Source organism: uncultured Paraglaciecola sp., from assembly GCF_913020055.1.
GTDB lineage: Bacteria > Pseudomonadota > Gammaproteobacteria > Enterobacterales > Alteromonadaceae > Paraglaciecola.
In genome coordinates this window covers 1-17,276 of the sequence record NZ_CAJWCF010000102.1, presented here as the reverse complement: position 1 = coordinate 17,276, position 17,276 = coordinate 1, and the positions used below count along the sequence as shown (strand labels likewise).

Genomic DNA, 17,276 nt, shown 5'->3' with positions numbered 1-17,276 from the left:
ATCAAGCTAAACTTTTCTAAAACAGATCAATTTGGTACTGGTAAAATCATACCTATTAGCGAAGAGCTATTAAACCTACTTCACCAATGGCAAAATATAGTCGGCGACAATGGCTTTATCTTAAGGTCAATCAGACGTAATGGCCATATAGGGCAATACCTCTGCCCTTCATCGGTCAGCGTGATACTGAAAACACTTCAAAGAACTATTAACGCGAATTCAGATACTCCGTTGCTGAGTGGCCATTCATTTAGAGTGGGCGCCGCACTTGATCTACTGGAACAAGGTGAACCCTTGGAGAAAATTATGTTAAAGGGTGGCTGGAAGAGCGACTCAACCGCGATGAAATATTTAAGAAACTGGAGATTATAAATCAACCTTAGGCATGCGTTTATTATACCCACGTCTTAATACCATACGTCCAGTTAAAGAAACACTGGGAACCAACACTAACTCTGACGTTATTCCCCTTTCCCCGTGCTTTATAAACTATAAAAATTGCATTATCTTGGATAAATTTTTATACAATAACGTTAACCAACCACCAACTCGATTTCTTCGGATACTTTTGAGATCCTCTTTAGATTTTTTTATAAGATTGGCTAAATTGGCATTACTCGCACCACCAACACGCATATTGACTAAATTTCTAGGAATATATCGTATTACTAAATCAGCCTGTAAGCATCTAAGCAAAAAGTCATAATCAGCTGCAATTCTGTACGACGCATCGTAAACCCCTATTTTCTCAAAAACCGATTTCCTAATAAAAACCGTAGGGTGAGGAGGCATCCAGCCATACTTCAAACGTTTTTTATCAAATGCTCCTGATTCCCACCTGCGAACAACTCGACACGAATCACCTGACACATAAGATAAATCACCATATACAAGATCAACTTCTTTATCCAAAAAATGTTTTGCCACATCTGCCAGAACATTTTTGTCCGAAAAATAGTCATCCGAATGCAACAATCCTACAACATCACCAGTAGACATTGTTATACCTTTATTTAGTGCATCGTATATACCGTTATCAGGTTCTGTAACAAATTTATCATAGTTAGTGAGTGCCCTCTGAATCAAGTCAATTGTTCCATCTACAGAACCGCCATCAACATAAACGTGTTCTATATTAGGGTATGACTGTCCTTTTAAACTTTCGATACTTGAGTTAATAGTATTAACTCGATTGTATGAGGCGGTAATAACTGAAATTTTTGGATATTTAGTACTTTTCATCTAGTCTCCCATACACATCTTCCAACCGCTCAATGTCGTCTTCGCCCAAATAACTACCCGACTGCACCTCAATCAAATACAAAGGCTCGTTGGTGTTATTCGTCAAGCTGTGTACCGCCGTTTTGGAAATATAAATGGAATCGTTAGCATGCAACACGTGCGCCGCACCGTTTAAATGCACTGTTGCAGTGCCTTGCACTACAACCCAGTGCTCGGCCCTATGTTGATGGCGCTGCAAACTTAACTTAGCCCCAGGGTTCACCGAGATTTTCTTAACCTGGTAATTAGGCCCATGGTCCACACTGTCATAGCTGCCCCAGGGCCTGAATACTTCACAGTGGTGGTCCAGCTCTTCTCGCTGCTTTAGCTGCGCCACCAGTTTTTTAATTTTTTGCAACTGTGATAAATCAGCCACCAAGACCGCACCCTTGGTTTCAATAATCGCTAAATCATTAACCCCCAAAGTAGCGACCAACTTACTTTCTGCTTGGATAATACAGTTAGTCGTGGCCAAATTTTCAACATCCCCGCTAACCACATTACCATTGCTGTCCGTTTGGTTGGCTTCTTTAAGAGCCAACAAATCACCCACATCGCTCCAACCACAACTCATAGGCACCACGACCGCTTTAACAGTGTGTTCCATAATGACGTAATCGACAGAAATATCTTCGCACAAACCAAACTCATTTTCTGGCAAGCGCACAAAATCCAAATCTTCGTAGCTTTGCTGCACTACAGCCTGACACTGCTGCAACAAGGCCGAACAATACTGGCGAGCCTCAGTTATTAAGGTGCTGGGCTTAGCAATAAACATGCCGCTGTTCCACAGATACTCACCACTGTTCACATATTCACTAGCCAGGGCTTGATTTGGCTTTTCTACAAAAATATCCACCGCATAACCAGCAGGTAACTCCGTACCACAGTGGATATAACCATAGCCTGTGCACGCAAATGTGGGCTTAATACCCAGAGTAACCACGTACCCACCACAAGCTAAGACGTGGGCTTTTTGCAACGCCCCCTGAAAAGCCGCCACATCAGCTATAGCGGGGTCTGCTGCAAGCAACAGCATAGGTTCGTCGTTGTCCAACGCTTGCAAACGTAAAGCCGCGACCAATGCCGCTGGAGCCGTGTTGCGGCCAACTGGCTCTAGCACCACATCCGTTGCATATGCCAAACCAAGGGCTTGCACCTGCCCCGCTGCCAAGAATCGATGGTCTTGGCTGCAAATCACTTGTCCGTGCCCAATCTGCAATCCCTTTAAGCGAACCAAGGTTTGCTGCAACATAGAAAGGCCAGAATCAGGGTTCACCAAACTCTGAAATTATTTGGGAAAAGCCGCACGCGACAAAGGCCATAACCGGCCACCAACACCGCCAGCCATGACCACCGGATTAAAAACTTGATTATTCATAAACATCCCTGATAAAGGGCCAGACCTTAAGTTTGACCCCGAGCGAAGCGATATCAACTTTCCCGCAACGACTCTGCATCTTCAAAAAACCACGCATACGTATTCACCAACCCATCATGTAAAGAAATTGAATACTCCCAACCCAAATTCTTCAAAAGCTCAAAAGCTCAACAGACAGCAACTTACGTGGCGGACCATCAGGCTTTGAAGCATCGAAAACTAATACACCCGCAAACCCCACGGCCTCAGCCATGGTTTCAGCTAATTCACGAATAGTGCAACCCACCCCTGTGCCCACATTAATATGCGAGCACATCTCATTGGGTACAGGCAACTTAAATTCGGCTGAGGTAAGTTCATAACATGCACAGAAGCCGCAGCTATGTCATCCACATGTAAAAACTCACGCATAGGTTTGCCTGTACCCCAAACAACCACTTCTTTGTCATCGGCTATTTTAGCCTCATGAAAACGCCGCATCATGGCAGGAATAATATGCGAGTTCTGAGGATCAAAATTATCTTTAGGGCCATATAAGTTTGTTGGCATGACGCTGCGGTAATCGGTACCAAATTGACGATTATAAGATTCGCAAAGTTTTATTCCTGAAATTTTAGAAACGGCATAAGGTTCGTTAGTGGATTCTAACTGCCCCGTAAGTAATGCCTCTTCGACCATAGGCTGCGCTGCTAGCTAAGGATAAATACAGGAACTACCCAAAAACAACAATTGTTGGACGCCGCTGTTATGGGCGGCTTGCATCATAATGTTATGAATGAGCAAATTTTGACTTATAAATTCCGCAGGATAAGTATTATTCGCATGAATGCCACCCACCCGTGCTGCGGCTAAGTACACTCGATCGGGTTGTTGTCCATCAAAAAATCGCGTTACAGCAAATGTGTCCAACAGATCCAGCTCACTGCGAGAAGCCAGAACCAATTCAATACTAGTATCTAAACTAAGGTTACGAACAATGGCAGAACCCACCATGCCATCATCACTGCCACCATCAACAATAACATATTCAATATTTTCCTATGTTTAACTCAATACAGAATCAATTGCGCATTGAATGGTTGCCACATTGTTATACACAACGGTAATAATAGAAACTTTCACGTCTTTAACCTACAATTTTATCACTCTACGCAAGGCATTCTTTACAACACTAGGAAAAAAATATTGTATCCATCGCCTTAAATCTATAATTAACACGGGCTTAAGTCCTAAAGAAAAATATGGCTCAATATCACGTACTGTCTTTAGAAGGTTTTCAAGAGCCTTTTCATATGCTAGGTAGATTGGAGATGGCTCAGTGCATTCATCCGTATAAAACTTAGAGAGACGATCAAAACGACCATTATTGAGTAATTGAAATTGATGAAAATGATAGAATATAAGAGGCACATCATCTACAAAAATATTGTCACCCCTCTCAATATCGAATTTATACTGTGCGTAATTCCAAGGAGCAACACCCGCGCCAATATGCTGAATAATATGACAGGAAGGATAAAGGTTGGGCCACTCATCTAAATATTTCTGATCGCCCATACGGTTTTCTTCTAACCTGTAGTAACACCACTCGATGCACTGATCTCGCCATTTAGACAAACAGGCCAGGCCTTCTTCGTTTCGACGGAAACTTACCCACTCAACACAAAATCTTCCGTTTACTTCAAGGCTTTTTAGTCTGGGTGTAAACCGATGCTCAATAATAGCAATTGAACTACAACCTATTTCGTCAAAAATAGGGGATACAGAGGAGTAAAACAAAAGATCAGCATCAAGGTATGTTAAAAATTCAATAGATGAATTTTTTTGAAGAACATACCAAGTAAAGCAAGATGAAAGCGTCCAGCAATATTCCGCTACATCTCGATCTTTCTTAACTCGCAACAAATCCTCATCCTCAACATCCGCTAATAACACACATGTAACAAACGTTAAGCTAAGTCGGCCAAGAATTTCCTGCGTTTTGGAATCCATGCACAAAACATAGACATGTGCATCAGGGCAATACTTCTTTAAGCTTTGAAGCATAGCGACACCTTTTAATAAATAATTACTATCAAATAACGTGCAAAAGTTTTTCTTACTCATATGACTCACACCTAGACAAATTCATTTATCACCTCACAAACTCTAATCACATCCTCTTTGGTATGGAAGAAAGAAATTGGCAGGCTCAAAGTAGTTTTGTGTATTTCTTCGGAAATTGGATAGTCGTCTTTGCAAATTTTTTTCATTGCTTTTTGTTTATGTGGAGCAACTGGATAGTGTATTTCGGTCTGAATGCCATTTTCAAATAAATAACTCTTTAATTTGTCGCGCTCTTTATACCTGATATTAAAAATATGATAAACATCAAAAAAATCATCATTAAGTACTGGCTTCACAAATCGACTGTCCAGCATCTTGAGATACAATTCTGCCAATATTCTTTTATGGTTAGTGATTTCATCCAATGCTTGTAATTTAATGTTTAAAAAACCTGCTTGCACTTCGTCTAATCGAGAATTGTATCCAATTACCTCATTATGGTATTTCCTACTCGAGCCATAATTCCTTAATAGTCTAACCTTGTTGGCCAGCTTTTCATCCTTGCATACAATTGCACCAGCATCTCCAAGCGCCCCTAAATTTTTTGTAGGGTAAAAACTAAAGCAACCGAAATCACCAAAACTGCCTGTTTTTTTATTTTTGTACATTGCGCCATGCGATTGGGCACAATCTTCAATTAAATTTAAATTATATTGCTTACAAAGGGCAAGAATTGGGTCCATCTCACAAGACTTGCCGTAGAGATGGACAACCATAATGGCTTTTGTCCTATTAGAAATACTCTGCTCTATCTTATTAGGGTCTATATTGTAAGTTTGAGGGTCTGGTTCAACCAATACTGGCTTCAAGCCAGCTTGAGTAATAGCAATAATAGTGGCAATATAGGTATTAGAAGGAACAATAACCTCGTCGCCAACCTCAAGGCTTAAAGCTTGCAACGCCAACAATAAGGCATCTAAGCCACTAGCAACCCCAACCCCATGTTCTACACCTATATATTCAGAAAAATCTTGCTCAAACTTGTCGACATTTTGTCCTAAAATATACCAACCACTCTTTAAAGTATTGTCAAATGAGCGCCGGAACTCTTCAAAGAATGGAGAGTTTAATTTACCCAAATTCTCGTATTCAATCATGAATAAGGCTCGTCGATATAATCAGCCGAATCGTAAAGCTCGGAAGCCAGAACTAACAATGTGGCAGATTTAGAAAAATCATCCATTGTATGCCAATCGTCGGGACCTACGATCAGACATTTATTATTCTTGTCAAGTTTAAAGGTAATTGCGTCGTTGCCGTTATTCACAAAAATTTCACAACTTCCAGACAAGCATATTAGGGCCTGTATTGTTTTTTTGTGGCGATGCCCGCCCCTTTTTCCTTTAACATCAGATATATAATATATTCGTTTTATTTCAAAAGGCAGTACATTTTCTACAACGCACAAACACCCTCGGTTATCAGAAAACTCAGGTATAGTAATCAAATAGGCCATATTTAAACTTCCAATCTTTTGAAAAACAAACCATGCGGATAGAAGTCACTTGTTTCTGCGCCAACATCTGGCGAAAATGCTTCAATCAACCTGTACCCGGATTCGTTCATAAAATCAATAACTCTGTCTTTACACAGAATATGCAAAGGGTAACTGGCCTTATATATTGCGCTAGGAACCTCTTGAATTTGAATAAATTCTGTCTGTGTCTTGGAGAATGGCATTCTATCTAACACAATATAATCAATACTTAAATTAACAAAAATTTCTAACCATTGATAAGGGGCTTCAAGATATTGGAGAACGCTTGATAGGAACAAGCAATTGGGCGTTCTTTCTAATAAACACTCATCTATATCTTTATAAAATAATAAAATATCATCAGCAATTTCTTGCTTTCCAAACTCCACAAAATGAGGTTGCTCAATTATTGACCACTCGACACTCAAACCGCGTAAAAACTTTCTGTTAAGAAAGTAAGAACTCCCTAAACTACCGCCAAAATCAAGAACGCTTAACCTTCCTTTTTCACATGCGGCTACATGCATTAAGCAAGCCAAACTTGGCCACGCATACTGAGGAACATCAAACAGAACAGCATCCCTCTCACAAGAAGCATCTCCATTTTTTACCTTTAAAGTCGCTGCCTTAATCTTCTCTAGAATGCCCGCATTATCGTACCCATCGGCATTCACATCAGCCTCTTCCCATGAAGAGTATTGACCAATAAATCTGATTCCTTTGGGGTTTAAATTTCTAAAAACTTGTAATAATATAGGCGGTATCCAAAGTTTTAACAATTCTTTCATCGGACAACACTCTGTTTTATCTTTTTAAATATTTTGGTTAATAAATTTTGTTTGACTCTTCTAAAGTACTTCTCCATATATTCTCTAGCATTTGCATCTTCCGAGACCACAGCTACTTTATTTAATTGCATTGGCTCATGAGACAGAACATCAATAAAGAATTGATCTGTTTGACTGCAGTGCGTACCAGAGTCGTCATTACCAATATTTTGGACGTAAGATCGTTTTGGATAAAGCGTTAATTTATTTTGTAAAAAACAACTCATATACCATCGTATGGCCCATGAGTTGTTTTTGCCATTTATTTGATCTTTTAGCATTCTTGAATAGCCATAACTATTATTAAAATCTGCTTCTTTTTGTAGTTTTTTATATTGTAATTCATCCAGTAATTTTTGCCCATTAAGCTCGAACAATTCCCAACTCCGCGCCCACGTGGCCCACCCCCAACAATCCGCTCCTTTGATAAAAAAAGTGTCAGGCACGCCTATCATATTATCAATTGGGTAAAGATATCCATGAATGCTAGCGACCTCATTATTATACTTGTACACCTCCAAAGCATCGTTCATAAAACGCAAAAAATACGAACTAGTGACCAAATCATCTTCCAGTACAATTACTCGACCATATTTATTCACCGTTTGAGTTACGCCATCAATAATAGAATCAGCCAGACCCAAATTATTTTCTCGCTCAATAATGGTTACCTTGCTAAAACCATCAACGGTTTTAATATAATTCCTAACTTTTTTGACACCCTCGTTCGCCTTGTTATTCTTAGCACCATCAGCATAAATAAAGAGTTCACTTTCACTTGCAAGCTCATTGTTTTGTAGAGCCTCAATGGTTTGTTGCGTATGCCAAGGACGGTTGTAGACGAACAAAACAATGGGGGCAAGAGGATGAGATTTCATTACTCTACCTCTTTATAAAATTTCTTGAAAAATGACTAACATCGATACTTTTTTTACCAAACAAAAATATAAAAGCCATGAGTATTTTTATCCGAGCCTTTATTGTAATTTTCACAATATTAGTTAACATATAAAACCTATTAGTAGACGTTAATTTAACAAAGGTAATTAAATATTTAGGATTAACAGGGCACTTAATAGAGAGAAATTTATCTTTAAATTCGCCAAAAGTTTGGTAGTCAATGATATGGTGCCCAGACTCTTTACTGTCGGATACTAAGTGAAGTGCATCATCACAATGGATCTTGTAACCCCTATTGGCTGCTCGCATCGTGAATTCATAATCAGATAGATAATGCGGTAATTTATCGGGTATAAAACCACCAATATCAATAAAATCTATAGCTCTCAAAAATAAGCCCCTAGTTGATGCACAATTGGCTAACACTCCGTTGTCCGTATCACTAAAAGTAAACTTATCCAAGTTTCCAATCATATACCCATCAGATCTTTCGCCTGAATATTTATCCATACTCCAAGCTTTCAAAGCAATACTGCTTTTTCTATCAAGAATGTTCAACGCTCTTTGCAGAAAATCACTTTCAAACTCTGTATCATCATTGATGAGCAAAACCGCATCAGTTGGACTTAACTCCATCGTTGATAAGAGCTCATACCCCTTTTGCAAGCCACCTGCCCACCACAAATTACCATCCCCATATATAATCTTTGTTTTTGGCAAAAACCCAACAACCATTTTATCCGTATCATCAGTTGAGCCATCGTCAATCAAAATTAATTTAAAATCTTGAAACGTCTGACTCTTTAGGCATTTAACAAGCCTTTGTGTAACCTCTCTACGGTTGTGAACAGGTAATAAAATATAAAGCATCTACATATTTTCCGTAATGATAATTCGACTATCGATCATACTGACTGTTTTAGTAAGTACCTAGTTAGGTTTAAACATATCTCAAGGTGTAAAGCCACTATCTTTATATGAAAGTTTAGTTGCACTTTATCTGTATTTTTTAAACTCAAACAATAATTTTCTATTAAAAATAGACTTTTCAATCAAATTCATTTTCAAGTTAATATGTGAATTACTATCCACAAAACTAATTAATAAAACAAACATCACAGGTGCCAGCAATACAAATTGATGAAGAATTCCGGCGCCTAAAATCAGTGAGTAAAGCACAGGCTTAAATTTTCGATTAATAGAGAATACTAAATAAATAAAAAAACATGAGAACATAATTGTATAAACTAATCCAAAATTAATTAACATCCCCAAAACCCATTGATGCACAAAAATAACATTATCAGGTAAATTATCGGCCTTATATTGATGCGACCCCCAGAGAATATTTTCTAACGAACTTGTATAATCATTAAAAGCATATATAAATGACGCTATCCTCTGTATATTGCTGTCATCATTAATATTTACTACTCTGTCTATTAGTCCAATACTGTTGCCGCTATTTGGCAACAATTCGATATAACTTAAATAGCCAGCAATGACAAACTGAGTTGCAAAACTAGATATAAAAATCACAACCCCAGAAAAATTAATAAACGTTTTGTAGTTTGAGAACCTGGATAGAAAATAATAACTTAGCACCATAAGAACAAGCATCCTAGATCCCGTAATAACCACAAGAGATAGCAACATTAATACCAAAAAAATCTGTTTAATTTTATTATTATTTATAAAAAAAGAAGTTAATACAATCTGTGTAAAAAAATAGACAGCATCATTATTTGGCTCTCCCGAAAAAGACGCATACCTACCTAAATCAGATGTCTCTCGCCAAGTAAAATTAATCAAAATTAGTGTTAGCCCACTCATCCACAATAATAAATCATATGATGTATATGAGAAGCATTGTCTTATTAACGCACTAGTACTATCTTTATAAATTATGATTCCAGCCAATAAAGCGGAATAAGAAAAAATATGACCATTTCCCTTGGGAATGTTGAAATAGGACATACATGTTATTGTTGCGACAAAAAATATTAAAAACCACTTAGAAGCACTTAACTTCGCCTTCAACAACACTAAAGCCATAAATCCAATCAATAAAAATAAAAAAACCTTGCAGAATGTCAGAGGATGGAATTAATGGGGTCCACAAAAAAATCAATACAAATATTAATATTAATATTTTATTGATAACGATAAAGTGCGAGTTATTCGATTTATTCATAACCCTTAACTAATTAAACGGTTTTTATAACACTGCAAGCAAAATTTTGCATGGAGTTTTTTGCGATTATTAGACTTAAATTCACCGACCCAAAACCTCTGGTATCTTTTTAAAATTTCTTATATACAGTATCTTAAGAGGTCTCAACTGCATACCTTCCTTATACATAATCATAAATTCTAAACTTAAAATGACTGAGCACTAGGATACTTAGCAAACCTCCGATAGCTTTTCCAAAACTACGATTAGATTAAAAAATATAGCCCCTAATGCTTCTTATGAAGAATAATTATGAAGCAATCGCCCAAACTAATAGAATCAAACAGTCTCGTAATGACGTGGTTTACTCTCAATTTATGCAAAATCGTGAAAAAAACAAACCCAATATAACGAATTGATGTTTTTTTTACACTCCTTGCTTCACCGCCCCAAAATATTGATTTAACGCCTAATTCTGGATACGAAATTAAGCTCATCCACTGATAATGCAGCCATTCCGAAGTTGTTACAGTTTTGATTGTCTGAATTTCAAAATCAGTTTTATCCGCAGCTAATTGAATGGATTCTCTTGAAAAAAGCTGTAGATGATAAGGGATGTGCCAATTAATCCATCTACGGCCAAACAATTTTGCGCCCCACCCATTTGAGTTTGGAATAGTGATAACTACCCTTCCATTCGGTTTTAGAATTTTAGATACGCCACATAAAATTTCAATCGGATTGACTGTATGCTCCAGAACCTGATCAAGAGTCACATAATCAAAAAAATCAGCTTCATAATCATCTGCATTGAATAAGCCTACTTTTATGTTTAAGCCAAATTTATCTTTAATCTTTTGAATATTGGCATCTGCCTCAACACCGTATGCATCACAACCCCTAGCATTGTGGTAGCCAATAGATTCCCCAAAACCACAGCCAATGTCCAAAACTCTAATATTTTTCGGCACATAAGTGTGTGCCCTTCTGTCTCCGTCAAACCAACTTATAAAATTATTCTTAAATGTTAGAGGGGTGTAATCCTGTATTGAAAACTTAGATCGAGGGTAATAGTTAGTATATAAGTCCTCTAAATCATTAGAAGAAAAGCTATGCTGCAAAAATTTATGCCTACATTCATTACATTGATAGAGGTTAAATACCTTAGGATAACCATATCGATCATCAAATATATCTAAAAATACAGTATCGCAATAGGCTGTACAAGTTGGACAATTCATTTAAATCTTCCCTCTAATAAAATTGACAACGTGTTTTGAAAGCTCTGCATATTGACCCAATACCCTAAGTCCTTAAAAGGTGTATCGGGAAAAAACTCTTGGTTTTCATTCTTAGTTGACTATGCAAATCTGGATCAAAGAAATCATACGCATAATTTGCTGCAAATTGACCTGTCAATGTCGCTATAGCGGCTCCGCTTATTCCATATTTTGGAATTAATACATAATTCAGAACTACATTTAGTATTGCACCAAATAAAGTCCTGTGAAAATATTTTTTTGTAAAATTTTCAGCTGTCAGATACTTCCCGCAAGCCACACCTAAAAACACAAAAACACCTGCCCATATATGTATTATAAGCACACTCCCAGCTTGACTATATTGTTCCCCATAAAGAAAACCTATTATCCAATCACTTAAAAATGCCACCGGCAGCGCAACAGAAAGACCTAACCACACCATTAAATCGTATAGCTTTTGAAGCCTTGCATAATACAACTCTTTACTTTTCTTCTTGATATTAATAAGAGCGGGAAACAGCGAAGAACATATAACCACAGGGATAAAGTACCAAGCCTCGCTTAGCCTTGCTGCAGCTGCGTACTGACCAACTGCACCAGGACCTAACATTTCTTTAATCATTACTTGATCTATCTTCATATAAATTGAAATAACAACTCCACTCAAGATAAGCGGCCAGCTATCTTTCAAAAGAGAAAGCGCTAGACTCGCTTCAAATTTCAAAGTTCTAAAAGATAAATGTTCGTGCAAGTAGAAATACAAGAAACCAAGAGACAGTACAATGCTATCAAACAATATGACATAGGCAAATGTGACTAATGGTGCCTCATTTATGATAAGGGCTATTTTAATAATTGATGAGATTAACAGTGTAATAATATTTGCATACACCACGTATTTACTCAACACTTTGGACTGAAAATAATAGTCAATAACATTAAAACTTTGGAAAATGGTTGCTGATGCAATAATAAATACAAGGGTGTTTGTTGAGGTGTCATTTGAAGTAAAGTTTATTGCTATCGCCAAAAATAATAGCACTATAAATGCACCAGCTAACTGGAGTACAAAGGCTGTCCCAAGTAGGGCATCTTTCTTACTCTCATTTTTTACCAACTCTCGCACTACTATTGCATCCAAACCTAGGGTGGCTATTACGACAAACAAGCCCACAAAGCTTTGAGCATAGCTAAACAAACCAAATCGCTCTGGCCCCAAATATCTTGCAACCCAGATACCAACAAACAGGCTGACAGTCAAACGTATAACCTTCTCTCCAAGAAGCCAAGAGGTATTTTTGAAATATCTTATAAAACCAGAGTGATTTTTTAAGCTATTTAGTTTGGTTGAAATTGACATTGGAATTAACATTATTGATATTTAACTAGTTATTTGATTAAGTTCTTTAGATATTGTCCATAACTATTTTTATAATAGTTATTAGCCGTTTGTAATATCTGCTCTTTAGTCATCCAAGCGTTATTCCAGGCGATTTCTTCAAGACAGGCAATTTTATATCCTTGACGCTTCTCAATGGTTCCCACAAATATTGATGCCTCAAGCAAACTGTCAAAGGTGCCAGTATCTAGCCAGGCAAAGCCACGACCTAGTAACTCTACATCTAGCTTTCCCTGTTCGAGATAGACTTGGTTAATACTTGTTATTTCTAGTTCGCCACGATTTGAAGGTTTGATTGTTTTAGCAATCTCAATCACATCGTTGTCATAGAAGTATAGCCCCGTTACTGCAAAATTCGATTTTGGGTTTTGTGGCTTTTCTTCTATACTGACGACTTTATTATTCTCATCAAATTCTACTATGCCAAAACGTTCAGGATCGTTGACTTGATAACCAAATACAGTCGCACCGCTTGATTTTAAAGCAGCCTGTTTTAATGATGGTGTAAAACCATGGCCCCAAAAAACATTATCACCCAAAATAAGGCACACACCATCACTACCAATAAACGCTTCACCAATAATAAACGCCTGCGCCAAACCATCTGGCGATGGCTGTTTTGCGTATTCTAAATTGATTCCGAAATTAGAGCCATCTCCCAATAGCTTTTGATAGTTGGGCAAATCTTCAGGAGTTGAAATAATCAATATTTCTTGTATACCTGCTAACATAAGTATCGACAGTGGATAATAAATCATCGGTTTATCATAAACTGGTAATAATTGTTTTGATACGCCTTTGGTAATAGGGTGTAGTCTTGTACCCGAACCTCCTGCTAATACGATTCCTTTCATTTCTTTATAAGTCCTAATTGCTCACCTTGATAACTTCCATTCTTAATGCGATCACACCAAACAGTATTCTCTAAATACCAATCAACTGTTTTTCGAATGCCTGTTGCAAACGTTTCATCTGGAGTCCAATTTAGTTCAGTTGAAATCTTAGTAGCATCTATGGCATATCTTACATCGTGCCCAGCCCTATCAGCTACATAACTAATTAATTGTTCATATTTTCCAACACCATCTAATTGACTTGGTATTAATTGATCTAATATAGAACATACTGTTTTGACAACATCAATATTTTGTAATTCATTATGTCCTCCTATATTATAAGTCTCCCCAATGTCACCATTAAGTGCAACATTTAACAATGCTCTAGCGTGGTCATCAACATACAACCAGTCACGTGTTTGCTTACCATTGCCATAGATTGGTAAATCTTTACCTTCTAGTGCGTTTAGGATGATAAGTGGAATAAGCTTTTCGGGGAACTGATAAGGACCATAATTATTAGAGCAATTTGTAATCAGTGTTGGAAGCTTAAAAGTACGTTGCCATGCACGCACAAGATGATCAGAGCTTGCTTTGCTAGCAGAGTAAGGTGAGCTGGGCGCATAAGGCGCTTCTTCAGTAAATAGATCGCCTGACCCCTCTAAATCCCCATACACTTCATCAGTGGATACATGGTGGAATCTAAAATTATCTTTCTTATCACTATCCAGATTAGACCAATAATCTCTAGCCTCTTCTAATAGTACATAAGTACCAACAATATTAGTTTGAACAAATTCACCAGGCCCATGAATAGATCGGTCAACGTGTGATTCAGCGGCCAGATGCATTACAATGTCAGGCCGGTGTTTGTTAAATACACGTTTAATCTCATTAGCATTGCAAATATCTACTTGTTCAAATGTATATCTTGTGTCGTTTTCAATAGAAGTCAAAGATTCTAAATTTCCTGCGTACGTAAGCTTGTCAATATTAATAACGCTATGGTCAGTATTGTTAATAATATGGTGAATAACTGCCGATCCTATGAAACCTGCACCGCCAGTGATTAATATAATTTTAGGCAAAACCATTCCTCAATCAGTTATTTTCTAACGCTTTTTAAATTATTTAAGTACCAGTTATACGTATCTATCAAGCCATCTCTCAAACCAAACTTTGGCTGCCAACCAAGAGAATTTAATTTAGTACTATCCAAAAATTTTCTAGGAGCACCATCCGGTTTGCTTTTATCCCAAGTGATAACCCCACGAAAACCAACGACATCTGCAATGGTCTCAGTAAGTTCTTTAATACTACATTCTGTCCCGGAACCTACGTTAATGTGAGACAACATTGAAGGTGTTTGACTTTGATACAACCCAACACTTAAATTCATTACATGAATAGATGCAGTCGCCATATCATCCACATGTAAAAACTCTCTTAAAGCAGACCCTGTTCCCCAGGCTATTACAGCTTTAGCATTACTTGCTTTAGCCTCATGAAATCTATTAATTAGAGCAGGAATAACATGGCTATTATCGGGATGGTAATTATCCCCCGGGGTAAACCACATACCCCTCAATCGCTGATTGTTCCTTTTACCTAAAAGTATCTGACTATCAGAAATTATGCATAGGTCTATCGATACTAACGGAGTATTCTCGACAATAGTTTTAAAATTTTTAGAATCTAACATCATCTAAGATACCGATCGTTTTTGAACCTAATAACCTGCACCCACCTAGTTAACCCCAAATAGATCCCTTGAGAAGCATTTTTCATCAACATCTCTCAAACAATCTGCCTTCCTGTTAGCCACAATGACATCGCTCAACTCTTTGAACCGAGCAATATCTGTTATGACCTTTGAACCAAAAAACGCGTCGGCATCAAGCTCAGGCTCATACACCACGACTTCGACGCCTTTTGCTTTGATACGCTTCATAACTCCCTGGATGGAAGAGGACCTAAAATTATCACTACCCTCTTTCATAACCAGGCGATAAAAGCCAACAGTCTTTGGATTTCTCTTTAGAATTTCATTTGCAATAAAATCTTTACGCGTCTTGTTAGATGACACAATAGCCTCAATTAATGTCTGAGGTACCTGTTTATAATTTGCCAACAGCTGCTTAGTGTCCTTGGGAAGGCAATATCCACCATAACCAAGCGATGGATTGTTATAACCCTCGCCTATACGCTCATCAAGACATACGCCATTGATAATACTCTTGGCGTCCAGATCATGGGCCAGTGCATAGGAATCGAGCTCATTAAAGAACGATACGCGCATGGCAAGGTAGGTATTAGCAAACAGCTTTACTGCCTCGGCCTCTGTTGAGCGAATAAATAAGGTTTCAATAACCTCTTTCACAGCACCCTGCTCCAAGAGATCTGAAAATTCTTTACCCGCCTCAAGCTGGCTACCCACAATAATCCGCGATGGATATAGGTTATCCTTTAACGCCTGCCCCTCTCGTAAGAACTCGGGCGAGAAGATAACACGGTCTGTATTGTGCTTTTGTTGCAGTGATTTTGTGTGGCCCACAGGGATGGTGGACTTGATCACCACAAGCGCATCTGCATTAAGTTCTACGGCGTCACTAACCACACTATCCACCGAGCCGGTATCAAAGCGGTTGGTGTCAGGGTCATAGTTGGTCGGTGTTGCCACCACCACAAAGCTGGCACCATTATAAGCAGCCTCTTTATCAAGGGTTGCCGTCATGCTTAGTTCTTTTTTTGCTAAAAAGGCCTCAATCTCGGCGTCAGCCACGGTGGATTGTTTGTTATTAACCATATCAACCCGTGAAGCGTCTACATCAAGCACAACCACATCATTATGCTGGGCAAGTAGGACTGCGAGCGACAAGCCCACATAGCCAGAACCCACGACAGTAATTTTTGTTTTGTTCGCCAAATTTAGACCTTTAAATTGATATTAATCGATTACTTTACTTTGAAAAATTTCCTAAAGACTTTTGTTTCTTTTTTATAGGCTCCAGAAACTCTGAAAACTATTCTTTAATAGCCGATAATAGCCTTTATAGAACTTTTACTTCGCCACAGCACACATCAACAAACCCTAATACTTATAGCTTTCAGGCTTAAAGGGCCCTGCCGCATCCACATTGATATAATCAGCCTGAGTTGCCGTTAGTTGGGTGATAACGCCACCAAAGCCTGCCACCATGTCGGCGGCTACTTCTTCGTCTAGCTTCTTAGGTAATACTTTTAGCCATAGGTTGGCTTGTTTATCATTTGCGCTAAGATCAGCGAACTTGGCATCCCAGAGGTGCATTTGTGCCAGTACTTGGTTGGCGAAGGAGCCATCCATAATACGAGATGGATGGCCGGTGGCATTGCCTAGGTTGACTAGGCGTCCTTCGGACAAGAGGATCACGAAATCGCTTTTGCTGTCATTTGAGCGGTATACCTTGTGTACTTGGGGCTTAATTTCTTCAAACTTCCATGTTTCACGCATGAATGCGGTGTCGATTTCGTTGTCGAAATGGCCGATGTTACATACTACTGCGCCATTTTCAATGGTCTTAAGCATGTTGGCATCACACACATTGGTGTTGCCGGTAGTGGTGACGATTAGGTCAGTTGTGCCCATTATGGCAGT

The 17,276-nt window shown here is 38.2% G+C and carries 17 protein-coding genes and 1 pseudogene; 1 reads left to right on the top strand and 17 read right to left on the bottom strand.

Annotated features, from left to right (window positions below; all coding sequences use genetic code 11):
* Positions 1-372 (top strand): tyrosine-type recombinase/integrase (locus QZ488_RS17915; protein ID WP_293751366.1); only part of this gene is annotated, 372 nt, incomplete at its 5' end.
* A gap of 117 nt (positions 373-489) precedes the next feature.
* Here QZ488_RS17915 and QZ488_RS17910 read toward each other — a convergent pair.
* From QZ488_RS17910 to QZ488_RS17830, 17 genes and pseudogenes are all read right to left on the bottom strand, one after another.
* The gene (locus tag QZ488_RS17910; protein ID WP_293751365.1) at positions 490-1,242 is read right to left on the bottom strand and encodes a glycosyltransferase family 2 protein; all 753 of its coding nucleotides are present in this window, start codon (positions 1,240-1,242) and stop codon (positions 490-492) included.
* The gene (locus QZ488_RS17905) at positions 1,229-2,560 is read right to left on the bottom strand and encodes a mannose-1-phosphate guanylyltransferase/mannose-6-phosphate isomerase (protein ID WP_366509059.1); all 1,332 of its coding nucleotides are present in this window, start codon (positions 2,558-2,560) and stop codon (positions 1,229-1,231) included. Before QZ488_RS17905 ends, QZ488_RS17910 begins: the two co-directional genes overlap by 14 nt.
* A gap of 363 nt (positions 2,561-2,923) precedes the next feature.
* Positions 2,924-3,655: pseudogene (locus QZ488_RS17900) on the bottom strand (NAD-dependent epimerase/dehydratase family protein).
* A gap of 138 nt (positions 3,656-3,793) precedes the next feature.
* On the bottom strand, positions 3,794-4,768 hold the full coding sequence (locus QZ488_RS17895; protein ID WP_293751364.1) for a hypothetical protein: 975 nt from the start codon (positions 4,766-4,768) through the stop codon (positions 3,794-3,796).
* A gap of 11 nt (positions 4,769-4,779) precedes the next feature.
* Positions 4,780-5,865 carry a DegT/DnrJ/EryC1/StrS family aminotransferase gene (locus tag QZ488_RS17890; RefSeq protein ID WP_293751362.1) on the bottom strand — a complete coding sequence of 362 codons (1,086 nt, stop codon included), beginning with the start codon at positions 5,863-5,865 and terminating at the stop codon, positions 4,780-4,782.
* Positions 5,862-6,224, bottom strand: coding sequence for an FdtA/QdtA family cupin domain-containing protein (locus QZ488_RS17885; protein ID WP_293751360.1), 363 nt, complete (start codon positions 6,222-6,224; stop codon positions 5,862-5,864). Before QZ488_RS17885 ends, QZ488_RS17890 begins: the two co-directional genes overlap by 4 nt.
* A gap of 2 nt (positions 6,225-6,226) precedes the next feature.
* Complete coding sequence (locus QZ488_RS17880; protein WP_293751358.1) at positions 6,227-7,033, bottom strand: methyltransferase, TIGR04325 family; 807 nt, start codon at positions 7,031-7,033, stop codon at positions 6,227-6,229.
* Complete coding sequence (locus QZ488_RS17875; protein WP_293751356.1) at positions 7,030-7,950, bottom strand: glycosyltransferase; 921 nt, start codon at positions 7,948-7,950, stop codon at positions 7,030-7,032. Before QZ488_RS17875 ends, QZ488_RS17880 begins: the two co-directional genes overlap by 4 nt.
* Positions 7,951-7,954: 4 nt before the next feature.
* The gene (locus tag QZ488_RS17870; RefSeq protein ID WP_293751354.1) at positions 7,955-8,842 is read right to left on the bottom strand and encodes a glycosyltransferase; all 888 of its coding nucleotides are present in this window, start codon (positions 8,840-8,842) and stop codon (positions 7,955-7,957) included.
* Between the two features lie 126 nt (positions 8,843-8,968).
* The gene (locus QZ488_RS17865) at positions 8,969-10,027 is read right to left on the bottom strand and encodes a hypothetical protein (protein WP_293751352.1); all 1,059 of its coding nucleotides are present in this window, start codon (positions 10,025-10,027) and stop codon (positions 8,969-8,971) included.
* A 405-nt stretch (positions 10,028-10,432) separates the two neighbouring features.
* Positions 10,433-11,386 carry a class I SAM-dependent methyltransferase gene (locus tag QZ488_RS17860; RefSeq protein ID WP_293751348.1) on the bottom strand — a complete coding sequence of 318 codons (954 nt, stop codon included), beginning with the start codon at positions 11,384-11,386 and terminating at the stop codon, positions 10,433-10,435.
* A 64-nt stretch (positions 11,387-11,450) separates the two neighbouring features.
* The gene (locus QZ488_RS17855; protein ID WP_293751346.1) at positions 11,451-12,767 is read right to left on the bottom strand and encodes a flippase; all 1,317 of its coding nucleotides are present in this window, start codon (positions 12,765-12,767) and stop codon (positions 11,451-11,453) included.
* Between the two features lie 29 nt (positions 12,768-12,796).
* Positions 12,797-13,660, bottom strand: coding sequence for a glucose-1-phosphate thymidylyltransferase RfbA (rfbA, locus tag QZ488_RS17850; RefSeq protein WP_293751344.1), 864 nt, complete (start codon positions 13,658-13,660; stop codon positions 12,797-12,799).
* Positions 13,657-14,730, bottom strand: a complete 1,074-nt coding sequence (gene rfbB / locus QZ488_RS17845; RefSeq protein WP_293751342.1) for a dTDP-glucose 4,6-dehydratase — start codon at positions 14,728-14,730, stop codon at positions 13,657-13,659. The genes rfbA and rfbB overlap by 4 nt, the downstream gene beginning before the upstream one ends.
* Positions 14,731-14,747: 17 nt before the next feature.
* Complete coding sequence (locus QZ488_RS17840; RefSeq protein ID WP_366509057.1) at positions 14,748-15,347, bottom strand: NAD-dependent epimerase/dehydratase family protein; 600 nt, start codon at positions 15,345-15,347, stop codon at positions 14,748-14,750.
* 42 nt (positions 15,348-15,389) lie between these two features.
* Complete coding sequence (locus tag QZ488_RS17835) at positions 15,390-16,568, bottom strand: nucleotide sugar dehydrogenase (RefSeq protein WP_293751339.1); 1,179 nt, start codon at positions 16,566-16,568, stop codon at positions 15,390-15,392.
* 165 nt (positions 16,569-16,733) lie between these two features.
* On the bottom strand, positions 16,734-17,276 hold a 543-nt coding region (locus QZ488_RS17830; protein WP_293751337.1), incomplete at its 5' end, for an adenosylhomocysteinase.

What these genes read in the sequence shown, in the direction of transcription:
- QZ488_RS17910 (WP_293751365.1), bottom strand. Translation starts at nt 1,242, where the DNA reads ATGAAAAGTACTAAATATCCAAAAATTTCAGTTATTACCGCCTCATAC.
- QZ488_RS17895 (WP_293751364.1), bottom strand. Translation starts at nt 4,768, where the DNA reads ATGAGTAAGAAAAACTTTTGCACGTTATTTGATAGTAATTATTTATTA.
- QZ488_RS17890 (WP_293751362.1), bottom strand. Translation starts at nt 5,865, where the DNA reads ATGATTGAATACGAGAATTTGGGTAAATTAAACTCTCCATTCTTTGAA.
- QZ488_RS17885 (WP_293751360.1), bottom strand. Translation starts at nt 6,224, where the DNA reads ATGGCCTATTTGATTACTATACCTGAGTTTTCTGATAACCGAGGGTGT.
- QZ488_RS17880 (WP_293751358.1), bottom strand. Translation starts at nt 7,033, where the DNA reads ATGAAAGAATTGTTAAAACTTTGGATACCGCCTATATTATTACAAGTT.
- QZ488_RS17875 (WP_293751356.1), bottom strand. Translation starts at nt 7,950, where the DNA reads ATGAAATCTCATCCTCTTGCCCCCATTGTTTTGTTCGTCTACAACCGT.
- QZ488_RS17870 (WP_293751354.1), bottom strand. Translation starts at nt 8,842, where the DNA reads ATGCTTTATATTTTATTACCTGTTCACAACCGTAGAGAGGTTACACAA.
- QZ488_RS17865 (WP_293751352.1), bottom strand. Translation starts at nt 10,027, where the DNA reads ATGGCTTTAGTGTTGTTGAAGGCGAAGTTAAGTGCTTCTAAGTGGTTT.
- QZ488_RS17860 (WP_293751348.1), bottom strand. Translation starts at nt 11,386, where the DNA reads ATGAATTGTCCAACTTGTACAGCCTATTGCGATACTGTATTTTTAGAT.
- QZ488_RS17855 (WP_293751346.1), bottom strand. Translation starts at nt 12,767, where the DNA reads ATGTCAATTTCAACCAAACTAAATAGCTTAAAAAATCACTCTGGTTTT.
- rfbA (WP_293751344.1), bottom strand. Translation starts at nt 13,660, where the DNA reads ATGAAAGGAATCGTATTAGCAGGAGGTTCGGGTACAAGACTACACCCT.
- QZ488_RS17840 (WP_366509057.1), bottom strand. Translation starts at nt 15,347, where the DNA reads ATGATGTTAGATTCTAAAAATTTTAAAACTATTGTCGAGAATACTCCG.